This is a genomic window from Methanobacterium aggregans (genome assembly GCF_017874455.1).
Classification (GTDB): domain Archaea; phylum Methanobacteriota; class Methanobacteria; order Methanobacteriales; family Methanobacteriaceae; genus Methanobacterium_C; species Methanobacterium_C aggregans.
Window position 1 is genome coordinate 328,102 of sequence record NZ_JAGGLN010000003.1, and the last position, 26,133, is coordinate 354,234.

General features: G+C 40.3%; 26 protein-coding genes. 11 read left to right on the forward strand and 15 right to left on the reverse strand.

What is annotated here, in order from left to right; all coding sequences use genetic code 11:
• Positions 1–338 precede the first annotated feature (338 nt).
• A complete protein-coding gene (locus tag J2756_RS06635) occupies positions 339–1,895 on the forward strand; it encodes a DUF11 domain-containing protein (RefSeq protein ID WP_209583869.1) in 1,557 nt (518 codons plus the stop codon).
• Between the two features lie 160 nt (positions 1,896–2,055).
• Here the strand turns inward: J2756_RS06635 and J2756_RS06640 are convergent, their stop codons facing one another.
• Positions 2,056–2,766 carry a head GIN domain-containing protein gene (locus J2756_RS06640; protein ID WP_209583870.1) on the reverse strand — a complete coding sequence of 237 codons (711 nt, stop codon included), beginning with the start codon at positions 2,764–2,766 and terminating at the stop codon, positions 2,056–2,058.
• 478 nt (positions 2,767–3,244) lie between these two features.
• Here J2756_RS06640 and J2756_RS06645 point away from each other — a divergent pair, with 478 nt between their 5' ends.
• Complete coding sequence (locus J2756_RS06645; RefSeq protein ID WP_209583872.1) at positions 3,245–4,255, forward strand: chitobiase/beta-hexosaminidase C-terminal domain-containing protein; 1,011 nt, start codon at positions 3,245–3,247, stop codon at positions 4,253–4,255.
• Positions 4,256–4,622: 367 nt separating this feature from the next.
• Here J2756_RS06645 and J2756_RS06650 read toward each other — a convergent pair whose 3' ends face one another.
• The 6 genes from J2756_RS06650 to J2756_RS06675 form a co-directional block, all read right to left on the reverse strand.
• Complete coding sequence (locus J2756_RS06650; RefSeq protein ID WP_209583873.1) at positions 4,623–5,813, reverse strand: hypothetical protein; 1,191 nt, start codon at positions 5,811–5,813, stop codon at positions 4,623–4,625.
• A 5-nt stretch (positions 5,814–5,818) separates the two neighbouring features.
• Positions 5,819–6,337 carry a UGSC family (seleno)protein gene (locus J2756_RS06655; RefSeq protein ID WP_209583874.1) on the reverse strand — a complete coding sequence of 173 codons (519 nt, stop codon included), beginning with the start codon at positions 6,335–6,337 and terminating at the stop codon, positions 5,819–5,821.
• A 257-nt stretch (positions 6,338–6,594) separates the two neighbouring features.
• Positions 6,595–8,172 carry a lysine--tRNA ligase gene (lysS, locus tag J2756_RS06660; protein WP_209583875.1) on the reverse strand — a complete coding sequence of 526 codons (1,578 nt, stop codon included), beginning with the start codon at positions 8,170–8,172 and terminating at the stop codon, positions 6,595–6,597.
• Positions 8,173–8,598: 426 nt separating this feature from the next.
• Positions 8,599–9,897 (reverse strand): phosphomethylpyrimidine synthase, encoded by a 1,299-nt coding sequence (thiC, locus tag J2756_RS06665; RefSeq protein WP_209583876.1) that lies wholly within the window; start codon positions 9,895–9,897, stop codon positions 8,599–8,601.
• A gap of 443 nt (positions 9,898–10,340) precedes the next feature.
• On the reverse strand, positions 10,341–11,255 hold the full coding sequence (locus J2756_RS06670) for a carbohydrate kinase family protein (RefSeq protein ID WP_209583877.1): 915 nt from the start codon (positions 11,253–11,255) through the stop codon (positions 10,341–10,343).
• Positions 11,256–11,473: 218 nt separating this feature from the next.
• Positions 11,474–12,337, reverse strand: coding sequence for a LysR family transcriptional regulator (locus tag J2756_RS06675; RefSeq protein ID WP_209583878.1), 864 nt, complete (start codon positions 12,335–12,337; stop codon positions 11,474–11,476).
• Between the two features lie 195 nt (positions 12,338–12,532).
• On the opposite strand from J2756_RS06675, the gene hxlB reads away from it, so the two are divergent.
• Both hxlB and fdhD read left to right on the forward strand, forming a co-directional pair.
• A complete protein-coding gene (gene hxlB / locus J2756_RS06680; RefSeq protein ID WP_209583879.1) occupies positions 12,533–13,117 on the forward strand; it encodes a 6-phospho-3-hexuloisomerase in 585 nt (194 codons plus the stop codon).
• Between the two features lie 63 nt (positions 13,118–13,180).
• The gene (gene fdhD, locus J2756_RS06685) at positions 13,181–13,933 is read left to right on the forward strand and encodes a formate dehydrogenase accessory sulfurtransferase FdhD (RefSeq protein ID WP_209583882.1); all 753 of its coding nucleotides are present in this window, start codon (positions 13,181–13,183) and stop codon (positions 13,931–13,933) included.
• A gap of 54 nt (positions 13,934–13,987) precedes the next feature.
• Here fdhD and J2756_RS06690 read toward each other — a convergent pair whose 3' ends face one another.
• The 3 genes from J2756_RS06690 to mobB all read right to left on the reverse strand — a co-directional run bounded on the left by J2756_RS06690 (position 13,988) and on the right by mobB (position 16,216).
• On the reverse strand, positions 13,988–14,323 hold the full coding sequence (locus tag J2756_RS06690; protein ID WP_209583884.1) for a carboxymuconolactone decarboxylase family protein: 336 nt from the start codon (positions 14,321–14,323) through the stop codon (positions 13,988–13,990).
• Positions 14,324–14,562: 239 nt separating this feature from the next.
• Positions 14,563–15,507, reverse strand: coding sequence for a GTP 3',8-cyclase MoaA (gene moaA, locus J2756_RS06695; protein ID WP_209583886.1), 945 nt, complete (start codon positions 15,505–15,507; stop codon positions 14,563–14,565).
• Complete coding sequence (gene mobB, locus J2756_RS06700; protein ID WP_209583888.1) at positions 15,491–16,216, reverse strand: molybdopterin-guanine dinucleotide biosynthesis protein B; 726 nt, start codon at positions 16,214–16,216, stop codon at positions 15,491–15,493. The genes moaA and mobB overlap by 17 nt, the downstream gene beginning before the upstream one ends.
• 516 nt (positions 16,217–16,732) lie before the next feature.
• On the opposite strand from mobB, the gene J2756_RS06705 reads away from it, so the two are divergent.
• The 7 genes from J2756_RS06705 to J2756_RS06735 all read left to right on the forward strand — a co-directional run bounded on the left by J2756_RS06705 (position 16,733) and on the right by J2756_RS06735 (position 22,894).
• On the forward strand, positions 16,733–17,215 hold the full coding sequence (locus tag J2756_RS06705) for a 4Fe-4S dicluster domain-containing protein (protein WP_209583890.1): 483 nt from the start codon (positions 16,733–16,735) through the stop codon (positions 17,213–17,215).
• Positions 17,187–18,242, forward strand: a complete 1,056-nt coding sequence (gene fwdF, locus J2756_RS06710) for a tungsten-dependent formylmethanofuran dehydrogenase subunit FwdF (protein WP_209583892.1) — start codon at positions 17,187–17,189, stop codon at positions 18,240–18,242. The genes J2756_RS06705 and fwdF overlap by 29 nt, the downstream gene beginning before the upstream one ends.
• Positions 18,243–18,375: 133 nt before the next feature.
• The gene (locus tag J2756_RS06715; protein WP_209583894.1) at positions 18,376–18,633 is read left to right on the forward strand and encodes a 4Fe-4S binding protein; all 258 of its coding nucleotides are present in this window, start codon (positions 18,376–18,378) and stop codon (positions 18,631–18,633) included.
• The gene (gene fwdD / locus J2756_RS06720) at positions 18,630–19,022 is read left to right on the forward strand and encodes a tungsten-dependent formylmethanofuran dehydrogenase subunit FwdD (protein ID WP_209583895.1); all 393 of its coding nucleotides are present in this window, start codon (positions 18,630–18,632) and stop codon (positions 19,020–19,022) included. Before J2756_RS06715 ends, fwdD begins: the two co-directional genes overlap by 4 nt.
• A 20-nt stretch (positions 19,023–19,042) precedes the next feature.
• Positions 19,043–20,758, forward strand: a complete 1,716-nt coding sequence (gene fwdA / locus J2756_RS06725) for a tungsten-dependent formylmethanofuran dehydrogenase subunit FwdA (protein ID WP_209583897.1) — start codon at positions 19,043–19,045, stop codon at positions 20,756–20,758.
• A complete protein-coding gene (fwdC, locus tag J2756_RS06730; protein ID WP_209583900.1) occupies positions 20,755–21,570 on the forward strand; it encodes a tungsten-dependent formylmethanofuran dehydrogenase subunit FwdC in 816 nt (271 codons plus the stop codon). Before fwdA ends, fwdC begins: the two co-directional genes overlap by 4 nt.
• Positions 21,571–21,595: 25 nt before the next feature.
• Positions 21,596–22,894 (forward strand): formylmethanofuran dehydrogenase subunit B, encoded by a 1,299-nt coding sequence (locus J2756_RS06735; RefSeq protein ID WP_209583902.1) that lies wholly within the window; start codon positions 21,596–21,598, stop codon positions 22,892–22,894.
• Between the two features lie 238 nt (positions 22,895–23,132).
• On the opposite strand, the gene J2756_RS06740 is transcribed toward J2756_RS06735, so the two are convergent.
• From J2756_RS06740 to J2756_RS06755, 5 genes are all read right to left on the reverse strand, one after another.
• Positions 23,133–23,837 carry an ABC transporter substrate-binding protein gene (locus J2756_RS06740; RefSeq protein WP_209583904.1) on the reverse strand — a complete coding sequence of 235 codons (705 nt, stop codon included), beginning with the start codon at positions 23,835–23,837 and terminating at the stop codon, positions 23,133–23,135.
• 38 nt (positions 23,838–23,875) lie between these two features.
• Positions 23,876–24,019 carry a hypothetical protein gene (locus tag J2756_RS11490; protein WP_245315964.1) on the reverse strand — a complete coding sequence of 48 codons (144 nt, stop codon included), beginning with the start codon at positions 24,017–24,019 and terminating at the stop codon, positions 23,876–23,878.
• Positions 24,019–24,201, reverse strand: coding sequence for a hypothetical protein (locus J2756_RS11495; RefSeq protein WP_245315965.1), 183 nt, complete (start codon positions 24,199–24,201; stop codon positions 24,019–24,021). Before J2756_RS11495 ends, J2756_RS11490 begins: the two co-directional genes overlap by 1 nt.
• Positions 24,198–24,833, reverse strand: a complete 636-nt coding sequence (locus J2756_RS06750; protein ID WP_245315966.1) for a MotA/TolQ/ExbB proton channel family protein — start codon at positions 24,831–24,833, stop codon at positions 24,198–24,200. Before J2756_RS06750 ends, J2756_RS11495 begins: the two co-directional genes overlap by 4 nt.
• Before the next feature lie 108 nt (positions 24,834–24,941).
• The gene (locus J2756_RS06755; RefSeq protein WP_209583905.1) at positions 24,942–25,781 is read right to left on the reverse strand and encodes a DUF11 domain-containing protein; all 840 of its coding nucleotides are present in this window, start codon (positions 25,779–25,781) and stop codon (positions 24,942–24,944) included.
• Positions 25,782–26,133 lie beyond the last annotated feature (352 nt).

Sequence of the window (26,133 nt, forward strand, 5' to 3'; positions counted from 1 at the left end):
TCATGCCAACACATTCTCTTTTTTCATTCTTTGTGTTTTGTGAATGGTTACTTTTTTTGTTTATAAACAATTTTAATGTTTATATTACGTTATCTTACTTATTTAATCTGTTTTTATGCAGGAATCTGGGGTTGTTTTTATATTTTGGCCAGTATATTATGTGACTGTTTAATTTGAAAGTATTACTGCCTAGGGCTTCTATATTTTTTGTGGATTGATTTTATTCGCGTTAATTGTCCGTATTTTGCGGATAAAATCCAAAGTTTTATTATTGTGAATGTATTATTCTGATTAGGATATAATATCCTGTTTATAACGAGCATGAAGGAGGTGAAAATATGCGAAAACAAATAAAGCCTAAAGCACAAGTTATGTTCATTTTACTCACCATTTTTGCTATCATGGTTTCAATATCTAGTGTCAGTGCAGCTTCGACGGTTTATGTTAACGCAACAGGAGGTAATGACTCCAACATCGGAACCATTGACCATCCTTACCAGACGATAGCTCAAGGAATAAGCAGTGTTGATGAAAATGGAACAGTACACATCGCAGATGGAACCTACAGTGGAACAGGCAACACCAACATCACAATCAACAAAAACATGAATATCAACGGCCAAAGCCAGACAGGAACCATAATCAACGGAACAGACACCAACTGGATATTCCACATTAACAGTGGGGTTACTGCAACCATCACGAATTTAACACTAACTCAAGGTAATGCAACTTCTTATGGCGGTGCTATTTATAATTATGGTACGTTAACCGTGACTAATTGTACATTCACCAACAACACAGCAACTTCTTTTGGTGGTGCTATTGAAAATAGGGGTTCTCTGGTGGTTTATGGAAGCACATTCATAAAGAACATAGCAAATGGTGAAGGTGGTGGAGCCATTGATAATTGGAGTGATTCTACTACTGCTACTTCTGTGGTTTCATTCAGCCAGTTCATTAACAACGGAGAGTGTTCTATATATGAAGATAGTGGTTCAGTGAGTGCTGATAATAACTGGTGGGGTTCTAATAATCCAGTATGGGCAAATCTCATATCTGGAATGTCAAATCCTACACAATGGTTATACATGACAATGGAAGTCACACCAACCACTATCAACAACACACAGACCAGTTTAGTCACAGTTAGCTTCAACAACTACTATAATGGTACTACAGTTACTCCATTCAATCCGAGCACAGGACACATCCCAGACGGAACACCTGTAAATCTTACTAGTGCATTGGGAAGTTTCAATCCTGTAATAACCACAACTGTTAATGGTATTGCAACAGCATTGTTCACAGCAAACCAGACAGGAACCGGTAATCTAAAAGCAGTTACGGATAATCAAACAGCTACAGAACTCTTAACAGTGAATCCAGCAGCATACTTGTACCTGAACGTTACAAGTTCCAAGGATAACCCAACGGTGGGTGAAACATTCGTTTTAACCTACAAACTCAGTAACAGCGGACCAAACAATGCAACTAATGTAACGATGTCTTTCCAGGTACCATCTGGTTTGGAATTTGTAAGTGCAAGTGTTGATAACGGAACATGGAGTTACAACCCACTATACAGAACTGTAACTTGGAACCTAACTAACGTGGCTGTTGGAGACCCTTATCTTTACCTCACGGTCAAGGCATTGGGAAGTGGAAGTTACACCATCATACCAACAATAACCTCAGACACATACAATAGAAACACAGAGCCACTAACACCGTTCACGGTCAACGTACAAGCACAAAACAATAGTAACGACAATACAGTGAACGCTGCATCAACAACAAAAACAGTTCCAATGCAACATACTGGTATGCCAATAGCAGGACTTATAACGGCAATCCTTGCAATATTCGGTGGAATGTTACCAAGAAGAAAATAAACCATAAACCTTTTTTTATTCTTTTTTTTAGTTTTTTATCCCCTAATTCAACCTAATAATTCAATGTATTCATATTTCCTTCTTTAATCAGTATTTAAAGTGGATTGCCACGAATTTTACTGATGTAATGGATTATCAAAAAAGAAAAGAAATTAATGTTTTATATACTCGTCACCTTACCGCTTCCAGATATCTGCTGGGTCAGCTTAGGATTTCCAAGGTAGTTTACCTCTCCGGAACCGCTTATCATAATGTTCAGCTGCTGCAGGGCGTAAACAATTGCTTTTCCTGATCCATTGATGTTAACAGATGCTGTGTTGCTTGTGAGGTTGGATCCATTGTACTCTCCTGACCCTGAGATGGTCACATCCTGACTGTTAGCTTTGCCTGCTGCTGTAACACTTCCAGAACCTGATATCACCACTTTGAGTGTGTTTGCAGTCAGTCCGTTTATGGTATCGTTACCTGAACCGCTTATAGTCAGGGTTAAACTGTTCACGTTGAGTTTATCTGTCTGCACGGATCCTGAACCTGATGAATCCACGCTGCTCAGGTCTTTAACTGTTACGTAAACATTCACGGGTTTTGTTGGCATCACAGTTGTCTGTCCAAGTCCCTGATCTATGGTCAGTCTGCTGTTGGACACAGCGGTTTTTATGTTGGGTATAACATTGTTTTCAGCCTCTATAACTAGGGATTCATTGGTTCCCTGCTTTATGAAAAGGTTTATATCTCCATTCGTGCTTATCTGGTTGAAACCAGAAACATCCCTGGTCTGATTCACAACCTTTCCTGATCCTGTGCCAACGCATCCAGATGCCATGACAACAAGAATGATCAATCCCAAAATTCCCAGGCCCATCTTTTTCATAAAAACACCTCTTGAAATTATATTTCCACGGGATTCTTATTATAATTAGTTATTTTTATAATATTAACTTTTTAAGGAATTAGAAATAAGATTGGACTTAAAGTGACTTATAAAGTAATTTTAACCAATAAAAATTAAAAATGGTATATTTAAATATCATAAAAAACTTTAGCCCTCTATAAAGGCCATATCAATAATGATTAAACCAGTTAATATGCTTTAAGTTGAAAAAACTTTTCTCATTTAGTTTTTTATAATAAAAATCAAAGATTTAAGTTGATAATCCTTTTTAGAATACTTTACTTGGGTTATCAGTGATTATAATAATGTTGTTGGCTTATTTTTAATTCCAAATCAATGAACTTGAAGATTCATCGATATGTTTAAATAATCATTTCGTCTAATTAGTGTTTATGATTCCTTTGGGATCTAATATTAAAATTGAAAAAGATTATTAAAAATTGAAAGGGAGATTTAAATGCAGAAAAATATGATTTGTTTGGCACTTCTATGTGCTACTGTGGTCATGTTCAGTGGGGCTGTTGCAGCGGCCGATATGCCGTCTGCCAACTTCACGAGCAACGTGACCAGTGGGACGGCACCTTTGAGTGTGCAGTTCAACGACACATCCAACAACACACCAACCAGTTGGAACTGGGACTTCGGTGATGGGAACACCAGCACTGAGCAGAACCCAAGACACACCTACACAAAAACAGGAAAATACACTGTCAAATTGACATCAGCCAATGTAAACGGTAACAACACAGTAACCAAGACCAATTACATCAGTGTTTTGAATACTATTGGTGTTGGAGTTAACGTTCCTGGTGGATGGTACAACCGTAATCAGACCATTGTTCTGAATGCGACTGATGCTAACGGCACCAAAATTTACTACACAACCAATGGTTCAGTTCCTACAACCAGCAGTACACTGTACACGGGCCCAATTACGATCGGTAACACTACCACACTTAAGTATATGGCTGTGGATGCTGCAAACAGTACCAGTCAGGTTTACACTCAGGTGTATACCATTGATATTGTGGCTCCTGTAGTAAATGCTGTTCCTAAGAGTGGATCCTATGTTTCTCCACTGAGAGTGGTTTTCTATGCCAATGAGTGGGCCGTTGTTTACTACACACTGGATGGTACGGATCCAACAACCAGGGGTATCCTGTACAATGGTTCTCTTGTTCTCGGAACTTCTAAGACTTTGAAGTACGTTGGTGTTGATTTTGCAGGGAATGTTGCTTCTGTTGTAACAGAGAACTACAAGATTTACAAGGCAATGAAGTACCGCAGCACAGTTAAGGTACGCTACAAGGGATGGTACAAATCTTACTACTACAAGACCTACAAGCACTGGTACAGATCTCATGGTAAGTTGAAGTGCTCAGTAACACGTAAGTTAGCTTACAAGTGGAAGTACGGCTGGACGTACAAGTACGTGACAAAAACAGGAACCAAATATGTGTTAACCTAAAATCCACTATTTTTTTTTTTAAAATGATCAAAAATTTAAGAAATACTTTCTAATTTTAAAATTTGACTCTTAAATAGAGTAGAAGAGAAAAAAAATTGAATTAAAATTGTCCAATTATTAAAAAGAGTACGGTCTTTGGGATTAACTCTTTCATAAAAACACCTCTTGAAATTACATTCGACAGGATTCTTATTATAATCCGTTATTTTTTATAATGCTCAATTATAATGAATTAAAAATAAAATTGGACTTAAAATGTCTTATAAATGATATTTGTCCATAAAAATTAAAAAATAATAAATTTAAAATCATTTAATATAAAAAAAATTAAATTTGAGAATTTTTTTAATTATTTTAGAAATTTTATTTAACCCTTTCTGAACTCCTCAACTGAACCAACTGGATTCCCATTTTTAAGGGTCAAGGGCAGTGTTACAGAGTGGGATGATGTTCCGAAGCTGTGGGCTATCATGGTGTGCCTTCCAGCACCCCCTGCAACAACCACCACAACATGGGCTGGTGAAGGTGTCAATCTCACCTCATCCCCAACCACCCACTGAGGATCAAGCTTCCTGCCCCCACGATCTGCAAGGTCAACAGGTACAACTGCATTTTCGTGGATGTAATTTTTAACATCCTCCTTGTTCCAGCCGTCATCTGAAACTGTCCTGGCATGCTCCGGACTCATTACAACGAGAAGCTCCCCTGGCACGTGGCTGTTGTTGCAGCCCGCAGTTGCAGCTGTGTGCACGATGGTATCCAGAAGATCCTCAGCGGTCCTGCTCCTGTGATCGTTAACGTTTTGGGGTGCTTCAAGAGCCATAACGGTCACCGTACTCATATCTTCTTTGAATCCCTGCTCAACATGCAGTGGATCCCACGGACTTTCACCTTCTGCCTCTCTAAAACAGTAGCTGTACTTGGCAGGTGAACCCATGGTTGCATGGTCCCCAACACCGGGCACAGCACCTGCAATGTTCATGAGGCACAGCCTCAGTGCCCTTCCAATGGTTGCATTGGCAAGGTTACCTGGACCAAGACAGCCCGCCCCGCTGTTAACAGCTAGTTCTCTGGACACAGGACCATTAAGGATGGTGCAGATAGAAACAGGGTGGGTTGTGGCGTTAACCCCTGCAAGGTTGAACCTCTCCCTTGAAACTGCACTCACAGCATGCTGAAGAACTCCCAGGAACTGGGGGATGCAGCCGGCCATAACAGAGTTTATCGCGATCTTCTCAATGGTTGCCCTGCCTTGAATTGGGGGCAGTACTGCAACAACCTCATCAGGATCCATATCAGTGTACCTGAGAAATCTGTTCACCCTTTCACGTGTTGGTGGAACCACAGGAAGCCCGTCTGTGAGTTTACGCATGTAAAAATCATGGCTTACCTTCTCAATGTCTGGATCAACGAAAACCTCAAAATCACTTTCATGGGCACTGCAGAGCCTGTCTCCATTCATTTTAACTCCTGAATCTGTATTACATGATTTTCCAGAGAGGAGTTCGTCTATGGAACATCCGCAGTTTTCATTGATCTTGACTTTCTTTTCATCCATGAAACTCACCTACCTGCAATGATCTTCTTCAATTCTGGGAGGATTTTAAGGGCCTTTTTTTGAATCAGGGCATTAGACTGCCCTGCAATGGGGTGCTGAATCTCCATTATCCTAAGGTCCGCTGCACCGTGGGAACTGGCAAGTTCCCCTGCGTAGGTGCTGAACTCCGTGGAACATATGCAGATGGTGGGCATGCTGCGTTTCTCAAGTTTCACAGCATCCAGAACCACCCATGTGGTGCAGGAACCACAGTCTCCCAGGGCAAGAATGCACAGATCTGCATCAGCAGCCTTTTTCATCTGATCTGGGCTTGCAGTTGCACCTGCAGGTTTATCTGCACTGATAAAATCAAAACCTTCCAGATTCTCCTGAATTGTGCTTAATATAACACTTGCACCGGGTTTGGTGTTGTCAAAAAGTGATATTTTACTTAAAGAATCTGGAATAGGGTTCAGTGGAACATCGTCAATCTCAGTTTCAGCAAGGGGATTTAAAACATCCCTTTCAGTGATTTTAACCTTCATAATACCATTTAAATCCTTTTTTCAATCTTTTCAATCCTTTATAATCCCTTTAATTAGTAAATTACTTTTATGACAGTTATAAAGCTGTGACTTCCTGTAACAGTGATTTAAAAATTTGATCTTAAAAAATAAAACAGTGGGATGAAAAAATGGTAAATTTGCTTTGATATCTTCATTTAAAAGTTTTTTTAGGATAAAATCCTTGAAAACAATAAAATATGGGAAAAATATAAAAAAAATGGGAGAAAATGGAGTTTTTATTCCTCCAGCCTGAACCTCTTAAGCACCATGTCCTTATCAAGGGACAGAACAAATGATGCAGCTCTTGGGCCCTGTTTTCTCCCGGTCATTACCTTGTAAATGGCCTGGAATGCCTTTTGAGGTTTCATCTCCAGATCGTTCAGTATTAAATACATCTGGTCCTGGAACTCCTCAGAAGTGTACTCCCCAGCTTCAAGGACATCTGCAAGCTTCGAAAGGAATTCCTTCTGAACATCGCTGATCTCAACCCTTGGAAGTTTCTCCATAACCTGGAACTTCACAAATCCTGGTGCATAGGTGTTAAGCCAGTTTTTAACGTGTCCAATCCTTTTCTCGAGCCTTTCAACATCCTCAGCATCAATCTGGGCAAATTCCAGGTTCTCCATGTCTTTTGGCAGCTGGGAGTTCCTCCTGAGTATGTTGAATACCTTCTCAGTATCATCTCCCACTATTTGGTAGGCCACGGTCAGGAACCTGTATGAAGGCTGGAATGGCATTTTATCCTTAACAGATATTTGGGATGCCTCGTAAACCTTCTTGGATTTTTCACCCTCCTTCTCAGAGGTTGCCTCCTCCTCACCGTAGAATATACGTTCAACACGGTCGTACTGTTCTATGAAATCTAAAAATGGCATTTCAGGGCTGAAATCTTTGTGTTTCATTGGTTTGCTTCTGAATATGAAGTAGTTCAGGGTTTCAGGTGCACCTATTTCAAGCCACTGGCCTGGTGTGAAGAAAACTCCGTGGGACTTGGACATGGCCTCTCCTTTGAGGGTTATCCATTCGTATGGAACAGGGTAGGGTGCAGGGTAGTTGAATATCTCCTCTGATATAATTGTACTCACATCGTAGGATCCTCCGCTTGCTGCATGGTCCTTTCCGAAGGGTTCGCAGGTTGTACCGAAGATCTTCCACCTTGCAGCCCATTCAACACGCCAGGTGAGTTTCCCCTCCCCTTTTTTGATGTCCATGCTTCCCTCGTGTCCGCACTGGCACCTGTAGGAAACCATGTCTCCATCATAGGAGTAGGCGTAGGTGGTGTTCACACGTCCGCACTCCTCACATATTGGGTTGTATGGAAGCCAGTCATCGCCAAGTGGGTGTTCACGGAACCTGTTGAATATTTCCCTTATTTCAGGGGCCTTTTCAAGGGAGGTACGTATGTAATCATCGTAAACTCCGTCTTTGTACATCTGCTCCCCGGATTTAACCTCAAGTTCTATTTTAAACTCGTCCAGGGTTTCAAGGAATGGTTTCTCAAAGTGCTCAACGAAGTTGGAACAGCAGCCCTCTGGACATGGTATCTTGGAGTAGGGCATTCCCAGGTACTTCTCGTAGGACTCTGGAAGTGGATGGGGCACCTTCCTGAGGGGGTCGTGGTCGTCTGCGATCCAGATGGTCCTTGCAGATGCACCAAGATTTCTGAGGGCATTACCAACAGCATTTGCTATAAAAACGTCACATGAATTTCCTATATGTATAGATCCTGATATGGATGTCCCGCTTGCAATAACATGCTCCTTGACATCCCTTTCATTTAACTCTTCTGCGATCCTTTCGATCCAGTGTTTCAATAGTATCACCTTAGTTTATTCAAGTCTGGAATCCATAATGAACTCCTTAAAAATTGTTAATTGTAAAAATGATAAAATTAAGATGCTATATACAGATTCGATCAGGTATAATTCATCTAAATTTTATAATCAGTTTGTATTTTATAATCAGCTTATATAATTTAGGAGATTATATGATTTAAATCTTTTAAAAAAGTTTTTACCAGATCATGGGATGGTCACGATCCAGTTCAACGGGATTAAAATTCAGTAAAAAGATTTTTTTGAATTTTTGTAGTTGGATAACCCAATTAAATAAATGAATAATTAGCTTAATTAATTAAATGAATTGGATAATAGTTTTAGATCATTTAATGAACTGATTTAATTTAATGAAGTACTGATTTAAATTTAAAAAGAATAAAAAAAGGAATTAAGGTGATGATATCAGTCAAATACGTCCTGACTTGCATCATCCAGCCATTCATTCACTATTTTAATTGAACAGTAGTTTCCGCACATTGTGCAGGTGTCAGGGTCTTCTGGAGGTTTTGCCTCCCTGATCTTCCTTGCATCTGCAGGGCAGATTGCTGCTGCGTACTGACCTTCCCAGTCGAGTTTTTTACGTGCGTTAGCCATTTTAAGGTCTAATTCTCCGTTGTGAATTCCTTTGGCCATGTCACCAACGTATGCACCGATCCTGGTTGCTATAACTCCATCCTTAACATCCTGAGGTCCTGGAAGTGCCAGGTGCTCTGCAGGTGTAACATAACATATGAAGTCTGCTCCAGCTGCTGCAGACTGTGCTGCACCTATTGATGAGACTATGTGGTCGTATGCTGGTGCTATGTCTGTTACGATTGGTCCGAGCATGTAGAAAGGTGCTCCACGGCAGAGCTTCTTCTGAACCATTACGTTGGTTGGTATCTCATTGAGTGGTATGTGTCCTGGTCCTTCAACAATGGTCTGAACTCCTGCTTCCCTTGCCCTGTCAATGAGTTCACCGAGTATGATTAACTCCTGTATCTGAGCCCTGTCTGTTGAATCTGCTATTGCTCCTGCCCTCATACCGTTTGCAAGGCTTATACAGAAGTCGTATTCCTTGGCTATTTCAATGACCTTGTCGTAGTTCTTGTAGAGGGGGTTTTCAATTTCGTTGTGAACCATCCATGCTGATATGAATGCTCCACCCCTGCTCACAAGTCCACCTTCACGGCCCTGTCTTTTGAGTCTTCTTAGGGTTTCCTTGTTCACAGAGCAGTGAATTGCCATGAAGTCCACACCATCTTTTGCCTGGGTTTCAATGGCCTTGAACATGGCATCTTCATCCATGTAGATTGCAGAACCCTCTTTGTTTATGGCTTCAGTTGCTGCCTGGTACACTGGTACACTTCCAAATGGAAGGTCTGTAACACCGAGGATAGTCCTTCGTATTTCGTCCAGATCTCCTCCAATACTGAGTTCCATGAGGGTGTCTGCTTTGTTTTCCATTGCGATTTTTGCCTTTTCAATTTCCATGTCAACATCGTTTATGTCGGTTGATGTTCCAATGGTTGCGTTGACCTTGGTTCTTAAACCTGCTCCAATACCAACAGGCCTAGCATTCCTGTTGACGTTGTTTGGAATCGCGATTGTTCCTGCTGCAACTGATTTTCTGATAAACTCTTCATCAACGTTTTCCAGCTTTGCAACTGCTTTCATTTCTTCTGTTATAATGCCCTTTTTTGCATCGTCCATCTGTGTCATAGAATCACCATGTTCATTTTTTAACTAAAGTCTGCTATTTCAGTCTGAAATATCAAGCTTGAATGCTTCAATATATCAAAACAGTGATATTCAAATCTTGATCTCATTTTATGTTACGGGTAAAAATAGGTATCCCTTTTCAAAACATAAGGAACTAAATCAAGTTTACTTGAATGCTATTATAAGTTTAGTATACTTATATTTTAATAGACTTTCTATTTGATTTTCCAGTTATGGATGTCCTATATAAATTGATGTAAAATAAAATTAGTCCAACCTTTCCAGGTAATTGCAAGACAATAGTAAGTAGTGATCTTCTAAATGATGCTATTGTATCCTATTTTATTATACAATATGACAGTATACAATATTTTCTGTACAAAATCACTGTAGAAGACCCTATTTAATTTTAAAAACTATATGTTGTGTTTCCATGCTAGGTTTCAATCCCATCTCTCATGCATGCGTTCCAGCACCATTTCACGGTTAGGAACATTTGTCTGACATCCTTCAGCTTCAACAATAAAGGATGCAACTGCTGAAGCAAATTTACCACAGGTTTCCAGGTCTTCACCCTTCAAATAGGCCTTCATGAAACCGGCCCTGTAGGAATCACCTGCACCTGTTGGGTCAACAGCTTCCCTTGGAACTGAATCCACCATCACTTCCTCATCTGCGTAGATGGTGCTGCCACTTTTTCCACAGGTTTTAACCACTATGTCCGGACCGAAGTTCCTCAGATCATCCATGTCCATTTGGGTGGTCTTCATTATCCTTTCTATCTCGTAGTGGTTACCGAAGAGTATGTTTGATATCTTTAAAACCTCTTTTAACTCCTCCTTGGAGTACATGTGAAGGTCCTGACCTGGATCAAAGGATATCATCTTTCCAGCTTCATGGGCTGCCTCTCCAGATCTTCTGTTAAAACCCGGGTCTCCAGTTGCCAGATGAACAGCTTCCACGTGGTCAATGGCATTGTATGGAACTTCTGAGTCCTGGAAGTGTGCTGCTGCACCCCAGTAGAAGTAGCTTATCTGGTTGTTGGAGGAATCTGTCATCACAAATGCAGTGGGTGTTTTCTCTTCTTCAATGAGTATCATGTTTGCGGTGTCTATTCCAAGGTCTTTGAGCTTCTTCTCATAGTCAGATCCAGGAAATTCATTCCCAACCGCAGATACAAGGGAAGATTTAAGTCCAAGTGTGGATGCAACAACTGCTACATTTGCTGCAGCACCTCCATGGAATGTGCGCATCCTGTTTATTGCTGTTGAGGAGTTTGGTTGTGGGAATTCTCCAACCTGTATTATGTAGTCCAGTGCTGTGTGTCCAACCGCTAGTAAATCTTTTTTATTGCTCAATCCATCACCCTCCATATTTTTATCTTTGAAATATTTAAAACTAACCAACCAGAACCTAGTAAACAAGTTTTTAATAGTGTAAATGGTTAAGAAGTTCTGGTAAAAGGAACAGGAAATTTAAAAGGATTCCTTTTTTTTCAATGAATTTAAAATTAATTTTGCCTAAAACAAATTGTCAAAAATAAAACTGATCTTCAATTCATTTAAATACTAACATTTCAAAGGGGTTCAAAGCCTTCGTCACGAATTATCTGCTGACCTTCATCAAGCACGAATTCTATAAAATCTTTCAATACAAGGTTTTCAGGGTTAAGATTCACAAGGCTTATTATATGTTTTGTTTCGTTCTCAAGGACGTTGGAACCCCCTGCAAAACTGCTGTTAAGGAATGTATAAAGATCTTCATTTTTCTGAACCCTTTTCAGGGCTTCGTAGGGGGATTTAACCAGTTCAACTACTCTGTAATCCACTCCATTCTCATCAAGGGTGTTCCATGCCAGACGCTGGGAGGAACCAGGTACCTCAACGAAGCTCATGCCGTTGATGTCATCCATGCTTTTAGGAGTATAGCCACCACCAGATACAAGAACAAGGTGGTCGTAGGCAACTGGTGTGAAGTCCAGATCCCTCATGAATGCCTGAACAGGGTCGTCGAAGGTTAAAATATCCACCATATCCCTTTGGGCAAGCTGGATGGCACTTTCATCCTGTGTCCTGTAAACATGGCTTTCAAGGCCATATTCAGATGAAAGAACTTCCATGAGTCCTGAAGAAATATGTCCCCCACATATAACTGGAATTTCACGTCCCTGAAGCCGCTGCATGTACTCCTGATACTTTTGAAGTATTTCAAGTCCATAATCTGTCAGCCCTGAACCTGCACCAGTTGTTTCAACGATCCTCTTACCTAGTTTGTCCTCGGCATCCCTTATCCTGCGGTTCAGGACTGCATGGGACACTCCAAGCCTCTTTGCAGCTTCACGCTGGGACCATGTTTTTGAAACACATTCAAGGGTTTCAAAGAACTTGTAGTTGAATTCATGACCATTTATGAAAAGGTTCAGCTTCGGAAGGTAATCCATTTCCAATCCTCTTTTTTTTGAATCAAATGTATCCTTCTGTTTTTTAAGCTATCAACTTAATTGATGTCCTCAAGAAATGCATAATAAATCCCTGTTAAGTGGTACATTCATCAGGGATATAAACTTCAGGATATAACAATATAAATATAACAGTGAAAGCATAAATAATTTGAAAAATCCTTATTTGGTGAACTCATGATTTTAAACGATGCAATAGATGAAATAATTGACAATGTACGGGTTGTTTCATCTGAACTTGATGAAAAAACTATAATGGAATTGATGGATGTACTAACCTCTTCAAAAGATGTTTTCCTCCTTGGACAGGGAAGATCAGGCCTGGTTGCCAGGGCATTTGCAATGCGCCTCATGCACCTTGGCATTAGTGTTTACGTTGTTGGGGAAACGATAACACCTGCTATAACTCAGGATGACTGTCTCCTTGCAATCTCAGGTTCTGGAGAAACCAGTTACATAATAAGCACAGCAAAGATAGCCAAAAAAAGAGGGGCAAAACTTATTGCAGTAACTTCATATGACGACTCAACCCTTGGAAAGATGTCAGATCTTATAGTACACATTCAGGGCAGGACAAAGATTGATATAGAAAAAAATTATATAAAAAGGCAGATTAACGGAAAACATCTCTCACTTTCGCCCCTTGGAACATTATTCGAGGTTTCAAGCTTAATATTCCTTGATGGATTGATAGCCCAGCTCATGGATAGAATGGGTAAAACAGAAAGTGACCTCAAGGAGAGGCACACTGTTCTGGAGTGATCCTAAGTTCATCCTTACGAACTTACAGAAGTTCAAGATACTGATTAAAGCGAGTGTGAAATCATGTCTGAAATGTTTAGGAATGTCAAAGCCATAAGGGTTGGTAAAGAAACGTTCGAGCTGGACGAGAAGATAGTTAATGATGAAGAAATTGAAATCATCGTGAATGAACTTGCATTTGGAAGATTTTCTGTTAGTCCTACCTTTTTAAAGGAATTTGCTCTGGGATACCTGGCAGGGGAAGGATTGATCGATTCCATTGATAGCGTAAAAAAAATTGACATAGATAAAAACACCATAAACATTGAAATTGACCTTCAAGACTTTGATATTAGAAGGGAAATGGTAATGAGTTCTGATTGCTTTGGAGGATGGAGAGGTAAAATAGAATTCGTGGATGAAGTGGTTTCTGATTACACCATATCCAAGGATCAGATCTTAGAATCTTTCAAAAAACTGAGAGAAGAATCTAAGGTTTGGAAGGAAACAGGTGGTACACATATAGCAGCACTTGTAACAGAAGAAGAGTTCATAACAATAGAAGATGTAAGTCGACATGTGGCAATTGATAAAGTGATGGGTGCAGGATTGCTTAAAGGCCTTGATTTTTCAAGAAGCTTCATTGTTTCAAGTGGTAGAATGCCTTCTGACATGGTTATGAAAGTTGCAAGAATGGGAATCCCTGTACTAACATCAAAAGCAGCACCCACTGCTTCTGGTTTTATGGCAGGAGAAGAATCAGGGCTTACAATAGTTGGATTTGTAAGGGGTGGCAGGTTCAACATATACACCCACCCTGAAAGGATTTCCTTTTAATTGTAATGAACATTCATAACAGGGATTTCAACTCAAGAGCATTCATACAAGAATTTATAAAAAATCTTCCAAGAGATCATCCACCCAGGAAACTGCAGCTGCAACATTTGGAAATCCAATGGTACTTGTAATGAGCAGTAAAGACTGATAAACCTCTTCAGGACTTGCACCTGCTTTAAGAGCCCTTTTTGCATGGCTGTGAACAGCACCTTCAGATCTTATGGCTGCAGATGCTGCAAGCTGCACAAGCTGTGAAGTTTTCTCATCGAGGGGGCCGCTTTGCTTCACTGCAATTCCAAGACCATTCAAAGCTTCACCATACTCTTCAAACCTTTTCTGTATGTTTTCATAGTTATTTGGTAGTGTGTTTTTAATATTTTTATCAGACATACCCTTTTCCTCCTTTACCCTTTCCTTTAGGTTTTATCTATTTTTTTTGGATTGAATATAATTTTTTAAGTCCAAGAAAAATACATGATGAAGGGCAGCACAATAAAATTGAACCCTTAAAACAAGAATTTTAATAAAAAAAGTTTAATATATTATAAGGGGAATAAATCAGATTTAAACAGATTTTAAAGGTTTCTCAATTAAATTCAGGTTTTGAGGTAAAAAATTTTTTAAAGGATTCAACTGGATTTTGTGGCACATGTTTCAGCGTAGTATGGTTCTCTCTTATTTATTGCATTTAAAAAGAGGTTTTTAAGTTCCTCATCAGAACTGCCCCTGCGCATGGATTCTATAAGATCTACGAGGTTGTCGTTTCGAAGCAAACAAGGTTTAATCTTACCTTCAGGGGTTATTCTAAGTCTTGTACAATTTTTGCAGAACTCTGTATTGTCCATAGGCCTGACAACTTCAATTTCACCATCATCTATGAAGTACTTCTTCCGGTCCTGCATGAAACGTCTCTTCTTAACCTTGTGGGATATTCTACTGAGCTCCTCTTCAAGGGGGTTCATATCGTAGTGATAATCCTCTAAAAACTCTGCTTCTTCACAGTTCTCAGTCTTGAGAAGCTCGATGAGTTGGAGTATAACTCCATTCTCCCTGCAGAACTGGAACATGTCCCATATCTCATGGTCGTTAACACCCTTCATAACCACCATGTTCACCTTAACAGGGTCAAGGCCGGCTTCAACAGCTTTCTTTATACCCTCCCTGGCATTTTCCATGTAATCCCTTTTGGTTATGAAACGGTAGGTTTTGGGGTTCAGGGTGTCGAAGCTAACATTAACCCTGCTAAGCCCTGCATCAACAAGTTCAGCTGCGTACCTTCCAAGGAGGGTTCCGTTGGTAGTGATGGAAATGTCTCTAAAGTCCAGTGAAGATATTTTCGAGACGATCTCCACTATATCCTTTCTTACCAGGGGTTCCCCGCCAGAAAGCCTTATTTTTTCAACTCCAATGTTCTTTGCAATCTTTGCTATCCTGAATATTTCATCTGGAGACATTTCATAACTTTCAGCAACTATACCATCGTGGTGGCAGTAGAAGCAGCGGACGTTGCAGCGGTTGGTTATGGATATCCTCAGGGATATTATGGGTCTCTGGTATCTATCGGTCGTCTTCATTTTTTATCATCAATTCAATCTTTTTGAAGTCTTCAGCACCAAATTCTTCTGTTCGAAGGGATTCAACCATTCCAAGGGTTACCTTTTTAACCAGGTTCTTCACGAAGGGGTTCATGGGTATGAAGGAGTCGTCAACTTTGAGGAGAACATCAGATGAATCTGTAACACATTGAACATTGGCACCTGCAGCCCCACTGATCTTGGCAGTTCTAAATTCCTGGCAGCTTTCAAAGCCGCACTTCTTACAGTCAAGCCTTTGTATGATTCCAAAACTTCGTTCCTCTATAAGATCAACCAGAGATACGACGTCATGGTCATCTAATCTCATCACATCAACTGTTTTTAGTATGGTGGATGAATCATCTTCAGGGGTTAAAAAATCTGATGTTGCTATTTTAACATACGGTGAATGTTTAAAACCTTCTAAAACTACAAAATCAAGGTTTTTTATGTACTTCATGATGTTCAGTATTTCTTCAAGTTCCAGGCCTTCATTGAGGTTGAACAGAGTTTCGTTTCCAGTTCCAACCACAAGCTCAGCTCCGGCCTTCTTGTGCTGCCAAGTGTCCCTGCCTTCAACATCCAGTCCACCATGTGCATGTTTCACAGTACCCACGTGAAAACCCCTTTCCCTGAGTTCGGTAATGATACGGGTAACAAGGGTTGTTTTGCCTGTATTCTTAGTTCCAGCCACTCCTACGATCCTCATGATTGCACCTCAAAATTAACTTTAGAATTATCGTTAAAATTTTTATAAGTACTTATTCTACTTAAATGATAGCCCCAACTCATATAAGGTAATGTGGTAAACCACTAAAAATCCTATTGGATATATGTATTCGGGTTTCAATCTATGAACTCAACTTAATATATCACCTATAAAAATAGGATGGGATGCTCATAATTTATTTTTTTATTTTTAAGGATTTTTTTAAGGATTTTCTAAGGATTTTTTAATGACTATTGTCCATGTTTCATGCTTTGATTATCAATTTTAGATTTTAATCCAATTCTTTTAAATTGAAGCTTTAAATTGTTTTTAATTCAATTTTTACTCTTTAATATTCATTTTTATGTTTTCAACATTTCTAAGAATCATTGCTCTAAAACACCATTTTTATGTGTTGAATCTACACAATCATATATAAATTTTTCTATTTAATTTTTTGAGAAAATGTATATATCCACAGGATCCATAAGTGTAATTAACACACATGGTGTCCATATGCCGAAACATATAATATCAGGTTTGAAATATTTAGCAGCAGTTGAGTTAAGAAAGGACGGACATAGTCAACGAGAAATTGCAAAAGAACTCGAAATGGATAGATCAACAGTTTCACACTATTTGAATGGTAGAAACATATCCTGGAATTCAATAGAAGTTGCAGAAGCAATAACAAATTTATGTCCAAGGGATTTTCTTACAATGACCTATGTTCTTGTTAAAGATAAGGATAAAACAAGAACCTTAGTGAAGATATGTTCAAATAAAAAATATGAATGTTCCGTGAGAAATTCATGCATTGGATGCGGCCTCTGTGTTGATTCATGCATGATGAATGCCGTTGTGTTGGATGATCTAAAGGCAGACATAAACCCTGAATGGTGCTGTGGATGTCTTATTTGTGGAGAAATGTGCCCCACTAAATCAATTAAGATTAAGGAGGTAGACGATAATGGAGACAACAGAAATGGTGGAAGGTAGAGATATTTCTGTAGAAAGAACAGGCGAAGAAGCCAGAAAATTGCTTTTCAAAGATGAGCTATGTGCTTCATGTGGCTTGTGTGAAAAAATATGTCCAGTAAGTGCTATAGAGGTAAACCCAACAGGAGCCATGGTCAGAACAGAACAGGAATCCAGTAGGATAGACATAGATGAAGATAAATGTGTACTCTGTGGTATGTGCAGTTGCATCTGCCCATTCGATGCATTAGACCTTGAGATAGAGGGAAAATCTATAAAAACCATGGAAGAATATCCTCAGCTCATAAAATCATCAGATATTGATGAGGATACTTGTATTTACTGTAAGGCATGTGAAACTGCATGTCCACAGGAAGCAATAACCATTGCAAGGGAACTGCCAGACAGATCCAAACTTGTGAGTGGTGAAATTGAGATAGACAAGGAAACCTGCATAAACTGTGGTGTTTGTGAAGAGATGTGTCCTGCAGATGCCATAACATTAGATTATAGATTACCTACTTCTGATGACCCAACCATATCCTCAGACATCAACGTTGATAAAGATAAATGTGTTTACTGCCTTGTATGTAAAAAAGCATGCCCAGTTAACGCAATAAAAGCTGCCTGCAGAATATGTTCCTACGGAGAATACGATATCAAACCCGAAGATGCTGAAATCAAAGGAGACTCCTTCATAGATGAAGAAGCATGTGTGAACTGCGGATGGTGTGAAGACATCTGCCCAGTGGATGCTGCAACAGTTACCAAACCATTCGAGGGTAAACTTGAGCATGACGATGAAACATGCCAGGGATGTGAAACCTGTGTTATGGTGTGCCCATGTAACGCATTAGCATTCCCACAGCCTGCAGAATCTGGTGATAAAGAAGCAAAACTCTACATGGATGAGAAATACTGCATATACTGCGGTGCATGTGAAAGATCATGCCCAGTGAGTGCAATAGATGTCACAAGAACCAAGATCAACAGCACACCAATAAGATCAAAATCATGGGAAAAAGCCTTCGAATCAGTTAAAAACTGATGAAAGAATTTTTTTTATCATATTTTTTTTATCAGAATTGATACATGAATGCTCCCAAACCTTTAAAAATAGAACATACAAATAAAGGATTCAAATTTAATTATAGAACTAAAATTTAATTGGAGGTAAATAAATGCCAATTGGACTAGTAGTATATCCAGAACTTTGTCATGGATGTGGAAACTGCGTTATCTCCTGTCCTGTCAATGCATTAAACAGTCCTGAAGTCGCTGGAGGAAAGGGACCTACAGATGATGCGGATCTGATAATGATAGTAGAGGATGGAGAGATAAACCTCAAACATGTAAATCTATGTGGAAAATGCGGTACATGTGTTGAAACATGTCCTGTAAACGCCATAAAACTTGAAAAACTGGAGGAAGCCAAATGAGGGTTATATTAAACACAGGCAGAACAGTATGGCAGGGACAGGCAATAGAGTGCGGTAAGGATCTCCCAATGTTTGTGAATGCAGCAGCCATATGTAACATAAACAAGGATGTCCTGGAAGAACTGGGAATTAAACATGGGGACAATGTAAAAATAGTTTCTGAATATGGTGATGTTATTGTCAAAGCTGTGGAAGCAAAAGAAGAACTTCCAAAGGGAATGGTGTACGTTCCAATGGGACCGTGGGCAAACAGAGTTATAAGACCTAACACGGACTCTACAGCAACACCTAGTTTCAAAAACGTCCCTGTTGATATCACACCTACAGAAGAACCTGTTCTTGACATGCCAACTCTCATGAAAGTATACGGGAAAATTTCAAATTACTAACGGTTTTAGGAGGATTTTCGTTGGAACGTATAATAAAAAATGGAATTGTTTATGATCCACTAAACAACATCGATGGAGAGAAGATGGACATCTGTATAAAAGATGGTAAAGTAGTGGACAGCGTAAGTGAAGATGCAGACGTAATAGATGCATCTGGAAAAGTAGTAATGCCTGGAGGTGTGGACCCACACACTCACATAGCAGGTCCAAAGGTTAACGTTGGAAGGATGTTCCGTCCAGAAGACAGTAAAAAAGACGTTGAAACCATAACAAATGTTAAAAGGGCAGGAAGTGGTTTTTCAGTTCCTTCAACATTCATGACAGGTTACAGGTACGCTCAGATGGGTTACACAACTGCAATGGAAGCAGCAATGCCTCCACTCCTTTCAAGACACACCCATGAGGAATTTATCGACACACCCATACTTGATCATGCAGCATACCCCCTGTTCGGTAACAACTGGTTCGTAATGCAGTACCTCAAAGATGGAGACATTGACAAATGTGCAGCATACGCATCCTGGCTTTTAAAGGCAACCAAAGGTTACACAATAAAGATAGTTAACCCTGCAGGAACAGAAGCATGGGGTTGGGGTGGAAATGTTCATGGAATAAATGATCCAGCACCCTACTTCGACATCACAGGAGCAGAAATCATAAGGGGTCTGGCTGAAGTCAACGAGAAACTCGGACTTCCACATGCAATACACCTTCACTGTAACGACCTTGGACACCCAGGAAACTATGAAACAACCTTAAAATCATTTGACATACCTAAGGGAATAAAAGCAAACCCAAAACATGGAAAAAGGGATGCAGTACTCTATGCAACCCACGTTCAGTTCCACAGCTACGGTGGTACCAACTGGAGGGACTTCATATCAGAAGCACCTAGGGTAGCAGACTATGTTAACAAGAACGATCACGTTGTTATAGATGTTGGACAGGTCACACTGGATGAAACAACAACCATGACTGCTGACGGTCCTGCAGAATATGATATGCACCTTATAAATGGACTTAAATGGGCTAACTGTGATGTGGAACTTGAAACAGGCTCTGGTATCATTCCTTACCTTTACTCACCAAAGGCACCAGTCCCAGCATCACAGTGGGCAATAGGACTTGAACTCTTCCTTCTCATAAACGATCCTGGAAAGGTATGTCTAACAACAGACAGTCCAAACGGTGGACCATTCACAAGGTATCCAAGGGTCATGGCATGGTTGATGAGCAACAAGTACAGGGAAGACATGATAGAAAACCATCTTCACAAATGGGCTCAGAAAAAAACCAGCATAGCCACAATTGATAGGGAATACGGCTTCTATGAAATAGCACAGGTAACAAGAAGCACACCAGCCACAGTTCTTGGTTTAAGCGACACCAAAGGACACCTGGGAGTTGGTGCAGATGCAGATATAGCAATATACGACTTCAACCCAGAAACACAGGACCAGTCTGCAGACTACGTGGCACTTGAAGACGCACTTCAGAGCGCTGCATACGTCCTTAAAGATGGTGAAATTGTAGTTAAAGATGGTAAAGTTGTTAGTATTGGTGAACACGGAAGAACCTACTGGATCAACTCTCTTTACGATGGGGAGTTAGAGAAAGAGGTAGAATCTGAAGTTGAGAAGATGTTCAAAAAGTACTACTCAGTCAACTTCGCGAACTACCCTGTCCAGGAAGAATATCTTCCAAGGTCCAATCCAATAAACGGGGTGATCCAATGAGTGAAATAATTCTAACACCTAAAGAACAGCCAATGGTACCTCTCGAAATAAACAACATAATTCCAGATGTTTTAGCAGGTAAAAGTATAGATGAAATCAAAAACATGGGAATATGGAACGGTAACGGTCAAGTAAGACTCCATGAGTTCTTTGATGTGGAAGGAGAATCAGCAGAAAATCCCTCTGAAATCAAGATCATAATCGATGGTGATGTTCACAACACCAAGAGGATCGGCCAGGGAATGACTGCTGGTGAAATAATCGTCAAAGGAAACGCCAACATGTACGTTGGTGTGGAAATGAAAGGCGGAAAAATCACAGTGGAAGGAAACGTTGGTTCATGGGCCGGACAGAACATGGTCGGCGGTGAATTAACCATAATGGGTAATGCAGAGGATTACGTTGGCTCAGCATACCGTGGTGACTGGAGGGGTATGACTGGAGGTATAATAACTGTTCATGGAAATGTGGGCAGTGAAATTGCAGAGTACATGCTCGGCGGTAAGATGGTAATCAAAGGAGATACTGCAATAGAACCAGGAATCCATATGAACGGCGGATTACTTATAATTGAGGGTAACGTCGTTGCAAGAACTGGTGGAGAAATGAAAGGCGGTACAATCGTTGTTAAAGGAATTGTCAAAGAATTCTTACCAGGATTCCAGTACCTTGGAGTCGAAAAAGACATAGAAATAGATGGAGAATTTATTGAAGGTGCTTTCTATAAATTTAAGGGTGATCTTGCAACTAAAGGATCAAGCGGAATTGTATACGTTGCAGTTGCAGGAAACAGCCATATAGCACCTTATTAAATTAGGAGTTATTGGAGGGATAACTTTGGAACTTGTAAAAAATGTTGTGTGCCCATTTTGCGGAACCCTGTGCGACGACATAGTCTGTAAAGTTGAGGACAACGAGATCGTGGGCACAATGAACGCCTGCAGAATAGGACACAGTAAATTTGTTCACACTGAAGGTGCTGAAAGATACACAAAACCACTTGTGAGAAAGAATGGAGAATTTGTGGAAGTCACTATGGATGAAGCCATAGACAAAGCAGCACATATACTTGCAGATTCAAAAAGGCCATTGATGTACGGATGGAGCTGTACTGACTGTGATGCACAGGCAGTTGGAGTAAAACTTGCAGAGGAAGCCAAAGCAGTTATAGATAACACAGCTTCTGTATGCCACGGACCATCTGTTCTCGCACTTCAGGACGTTGGATACCCAATATGTACCTTTGGTGAGGTTAAAAACCGTGCAGACGTAGTTGTCTACTGGGGATGTAACCCAATGCACGCACACCCAAGACACCTTTCAAGAAACGTCTTTGGAAGGGGTTTCTTCAGGGAGAGAGGAAGACCAGACAGGACACTCATAGTTGTGGATCCAAGAAAAACAGATTCATCAAAACTCGCAGACATCCACCTGCAGCTTGACTTCGACCATGACTACGAACTCCTGGATGCAATAAGAACAGTACTCCTTGGTAACGACATCCTCTACGATGAAGTTGCAGGAGTACCAAAGGAACTCATATACGAAACAGTTGAAGTACTCAAAAAGGCACAGTTCGGTATACTCTTCTTTGGAATGGGTATAACCCACAGCCGTGGAAAACACAGGAACATAGACACAGCCATATGTCTTGTAACTGATCTCAACAGAAGTGCCAAGTTCAACCTCATACCAATGAGGGGACACTACAACGTTACAGGATTCAACCAGGTATGTACCTGGGAGGTTGGATACCCGTACTGTGTTGACTTTGCAACAGGATCTCCAAGGTACAACCCTGGTGAATCAGGTTCAAACGACCTTCTCCAGAACAAGGAGACAGATGGAATGCTTGTAATAGCATCCGACCCTGGTGGAAACTTCCCACAGAAGTCCCTTGAGAGAATGGCTGAGATTCCTATCGTGGCAATAGAACCACACAGAACACCAACCACAGAGATGTCCGATGTCATCATCCCACCTGCAATTGTAGGTATGCAGGCAGAGGGTACTGCATATAGGATGGAAGGAGTTCCAATCAGGATGAGAAAGGTTGTGGAATCTGACCTACTTCCTGACAGGGAGATCCTTGAGAGGATCCTTGACAAGGTCAAAGAGATCAACGCATCCAAATAATGGACAAAAAAATGGATTGAAGCTGGCGCGCGGCTTCAAATCCCTACTTTTTTTTATTTTTAAAAACTCGTTTTAAATTAATTTTAAAAATTAACTCAATATCAATAATTTTAACCTAAAAAACTTTAAAAAATCATTTTTAAATAAATTTAAAAAATAGAAAAAGATCGATATCAAATATTTATTTTCAATCGATTTCAAATAATTAAACTAATTTTATTAATTTCTAATCAATGAATCAGTCTCTTTTAACAGCCTGAAGCACTCCATCGTTTGTATCAACGAAAAGAATGCATTTACCATTGACTGGACATGGTTTCACAGATTTACCTTCGGGGTTAATCACAGTACCTTCGGTCACCAATCGACCATCAACGGTGTAAACAGCATCAATACCTGCATTGAGAAGGGTTTCCACAGATTGTGGGCCTAAGTAGTCCCTTATATTTCCCTTCATCAGAAACCTGCCGTCGTTACCTGCAAAGGCCAGACCAAGTCCTGCCATGGATCCTATAACTCCATCCTCTGTTCCACCAAGACCTTCAAGGCGAATGTTAAGGTTTTTTGCAAGGGTTCTTGCCTTTTCCTGGTTTAAAACAGTGTTCTTAGCATCCTTACTGTACGCCACAAGCGACGGTAGGATCTGACTGTCATGAGCCACAGAAATACCAGGATCACTGCCCTCAATGAAGTCATCGTAGATCTCCTTTTTACCTATCTCGAAGAGATCGTCCATGATCTCCATGTCATCACTGTCCACATGAATAACTGCACAGCTGTTGTGGGATGTGAAGGGTATGTCAGGGTGCACGTAGAGCTGGTGCCTTGTAACACCAATCACTGGATGCTTCTTTGAAATGGTTCCAGCAATTGCCCTTGCAAGTCTTCCTGTGCCCCTTGAATTCAGGTTGTCTGTATCATCAACGCAAACGTAGATAGTCATTTGATTCCTCCTCAAAAATTTTCTTTTTATCGTTCATGTCAATTCTTGATCATTATCAGCTTGCCAGTTGCGGGGTCCTTGTAAACTTTTCCCACAGATGACAGTCCGCTCTCACCACTTGAGGAATTTTGGATAGTGCTATTCACTGCCTGTCCCAGGTTGAGATCAACTGCCTCTTGCATTATGGCTTTTCCTGTGGAGACACTGTGCTTGTGCTCATGAACATTATGGTGAATATCAGGAATCCAACTGCAAGCACAAGCATGCAGTCCACCATGTTAACGGCGTAGATCATTGGATCTATTTCTTCATCACTGGAGAGCAACCCCCGTTTCTGTTTAAAACGCCTCTGCTTCAACATCATAAAATCTCCATAACTGCATCTGCCATGCTTTCAAGGTTTGAAATATCCTCCTCGTACCACCTTCTCCTGATCTTGGATACACTGAATGCGATGGCTGCTGCAGCCATACCAAGCACAGCTGCATCAAATGCAATGAGAAGATGCTGTGCAAGACTCTGAATATCCCCACTTCCCAGGGCTGTGAGTCCCGGACCCAGGGGTATAAGTGTTCCCATAAGTCCCACCGCAGGGGAAATCTTTGCAACGATATCAGTTTTTTCAAGCCTTTTAGCAGCTTTAATAGTTTCGTCCTCAACCATCTTCATGGCAACTGACTCTCTGAATTCAGAACTCACATTGGAACTGTTCACCAGGGTCACGAGCACGTCTTTATGGCCCTTTGGAATTTCACTTGCTTCAACTATTCTGATTAATTCCTGGTGGTCAACCCGATCCTTCAGGGACAGGATCTGGTTGATGAAAACCTTAAGATCAAAGTTATTCTTTCTTCTTTTATAGTATTCACCCAATAAAATGCCCAGATTGATGAGAGCATAGATGAAGAAGATTGTAAGAACGATCATCACTGGCATCAGGAGGCTCTGGGAAATTGCATGCATACTGCTGCTGAACGTACTGTAAACGGTACTCATGATTAAACACCTTTTTTTATAGTTTTAAACGATATTTTTACTGAATATAATTTTTACTCTTGATTTTGGCTGTTTGAATCTAATAATGTAAAAAGAGGATAAACACTCTTACTCATTTCTCCGGACTCCGTAGAAGTAACCTGCAAGGATCAGGCCAATCAGCAGCAGTGCTGCCAGGATGTAAATGGAGTTGGTGTCTGTCTTTTTAGGAGTGGTGGTAACTTCGTAGGCTTTTCCACTTCCTCCCCCTCCTCCACCTTGTAAATTCTTCAGGGGACTGTTTTTATTGGAACTCGTCAGGTTACCTATTGCACTGGCGAGCTTAGAATTTCCAGAGGCATCGATAAGACTATTTCCATTCCCATTTCCATTTCCATTTCCACTACCCGTACCATTTCCATTTCCACTACCACTTCCTGTCCCTGTCCCGGTACCATTTCCGGTACCATTTCCATGTCCTGTATTACCATTACTAGAACTGGAAACAGTGAGGGCATCTGTCCTTGCAGCAGGGTAATTATTTTTTATATCGTCACCTGTGGCTTCTATTTTAAGTTTTGTGAACCTTGCTGATGCAGTCAGGGATTTACCTGCTGCTGAAGGCATTACCTTGTAGGTTATAATGAGGGTTTTCAACAAACCCCTTTCCTCGTGCCTCATCCTGTTAACGTTCCATATTCCAGTTGATTCCTCGTAGTTTTGCAGTGTTTTATCTGGAATTGTAAAAGTTTGATACTTCAATCCACTGGAATGTGTAACCATTATAATAACTGGATACCAGTCATATAATCCGTCATTATTTGCAGTCACTGTTAATGTGACTGTATCTCCCACCTGTGCTGTTTTTGGTTCGAACTCCGCAGTTAGGCCGGCAGCAGATGCACTGCCAATGAGTGATAAGATTAATATTAGCCCTAATAGTGGGATGGTAAATTTTTTGAGCTTCATTTTGGCATTGATTCCTCCATGTAACTTTTAGTTCATTAAAAAATTTATTTTATCTTATTCAGAACAATTTCATCATTTAAATGGAGTAATGAACTAATTAAGCCTTCCTATAACGATTGTCCACATTAGTTTATTTTTCTATGTGTATATATAAACGTGTCGTGAGCTTCAATAATTTTAAATAGACATCCAAGTTTTTGATGGCATCGGGATATAAAAATAAAAAAATAGAGGGAATTAATGGGTTAATTTGTTTTTGTTGTGAATTGGCTAAAGTAGGATTTTATGTTGTTGTTTGATGTGTCTGTTAGGCTTGCGGTGTGTATTAGTATTAGGTATTTGGTTCCTGTTT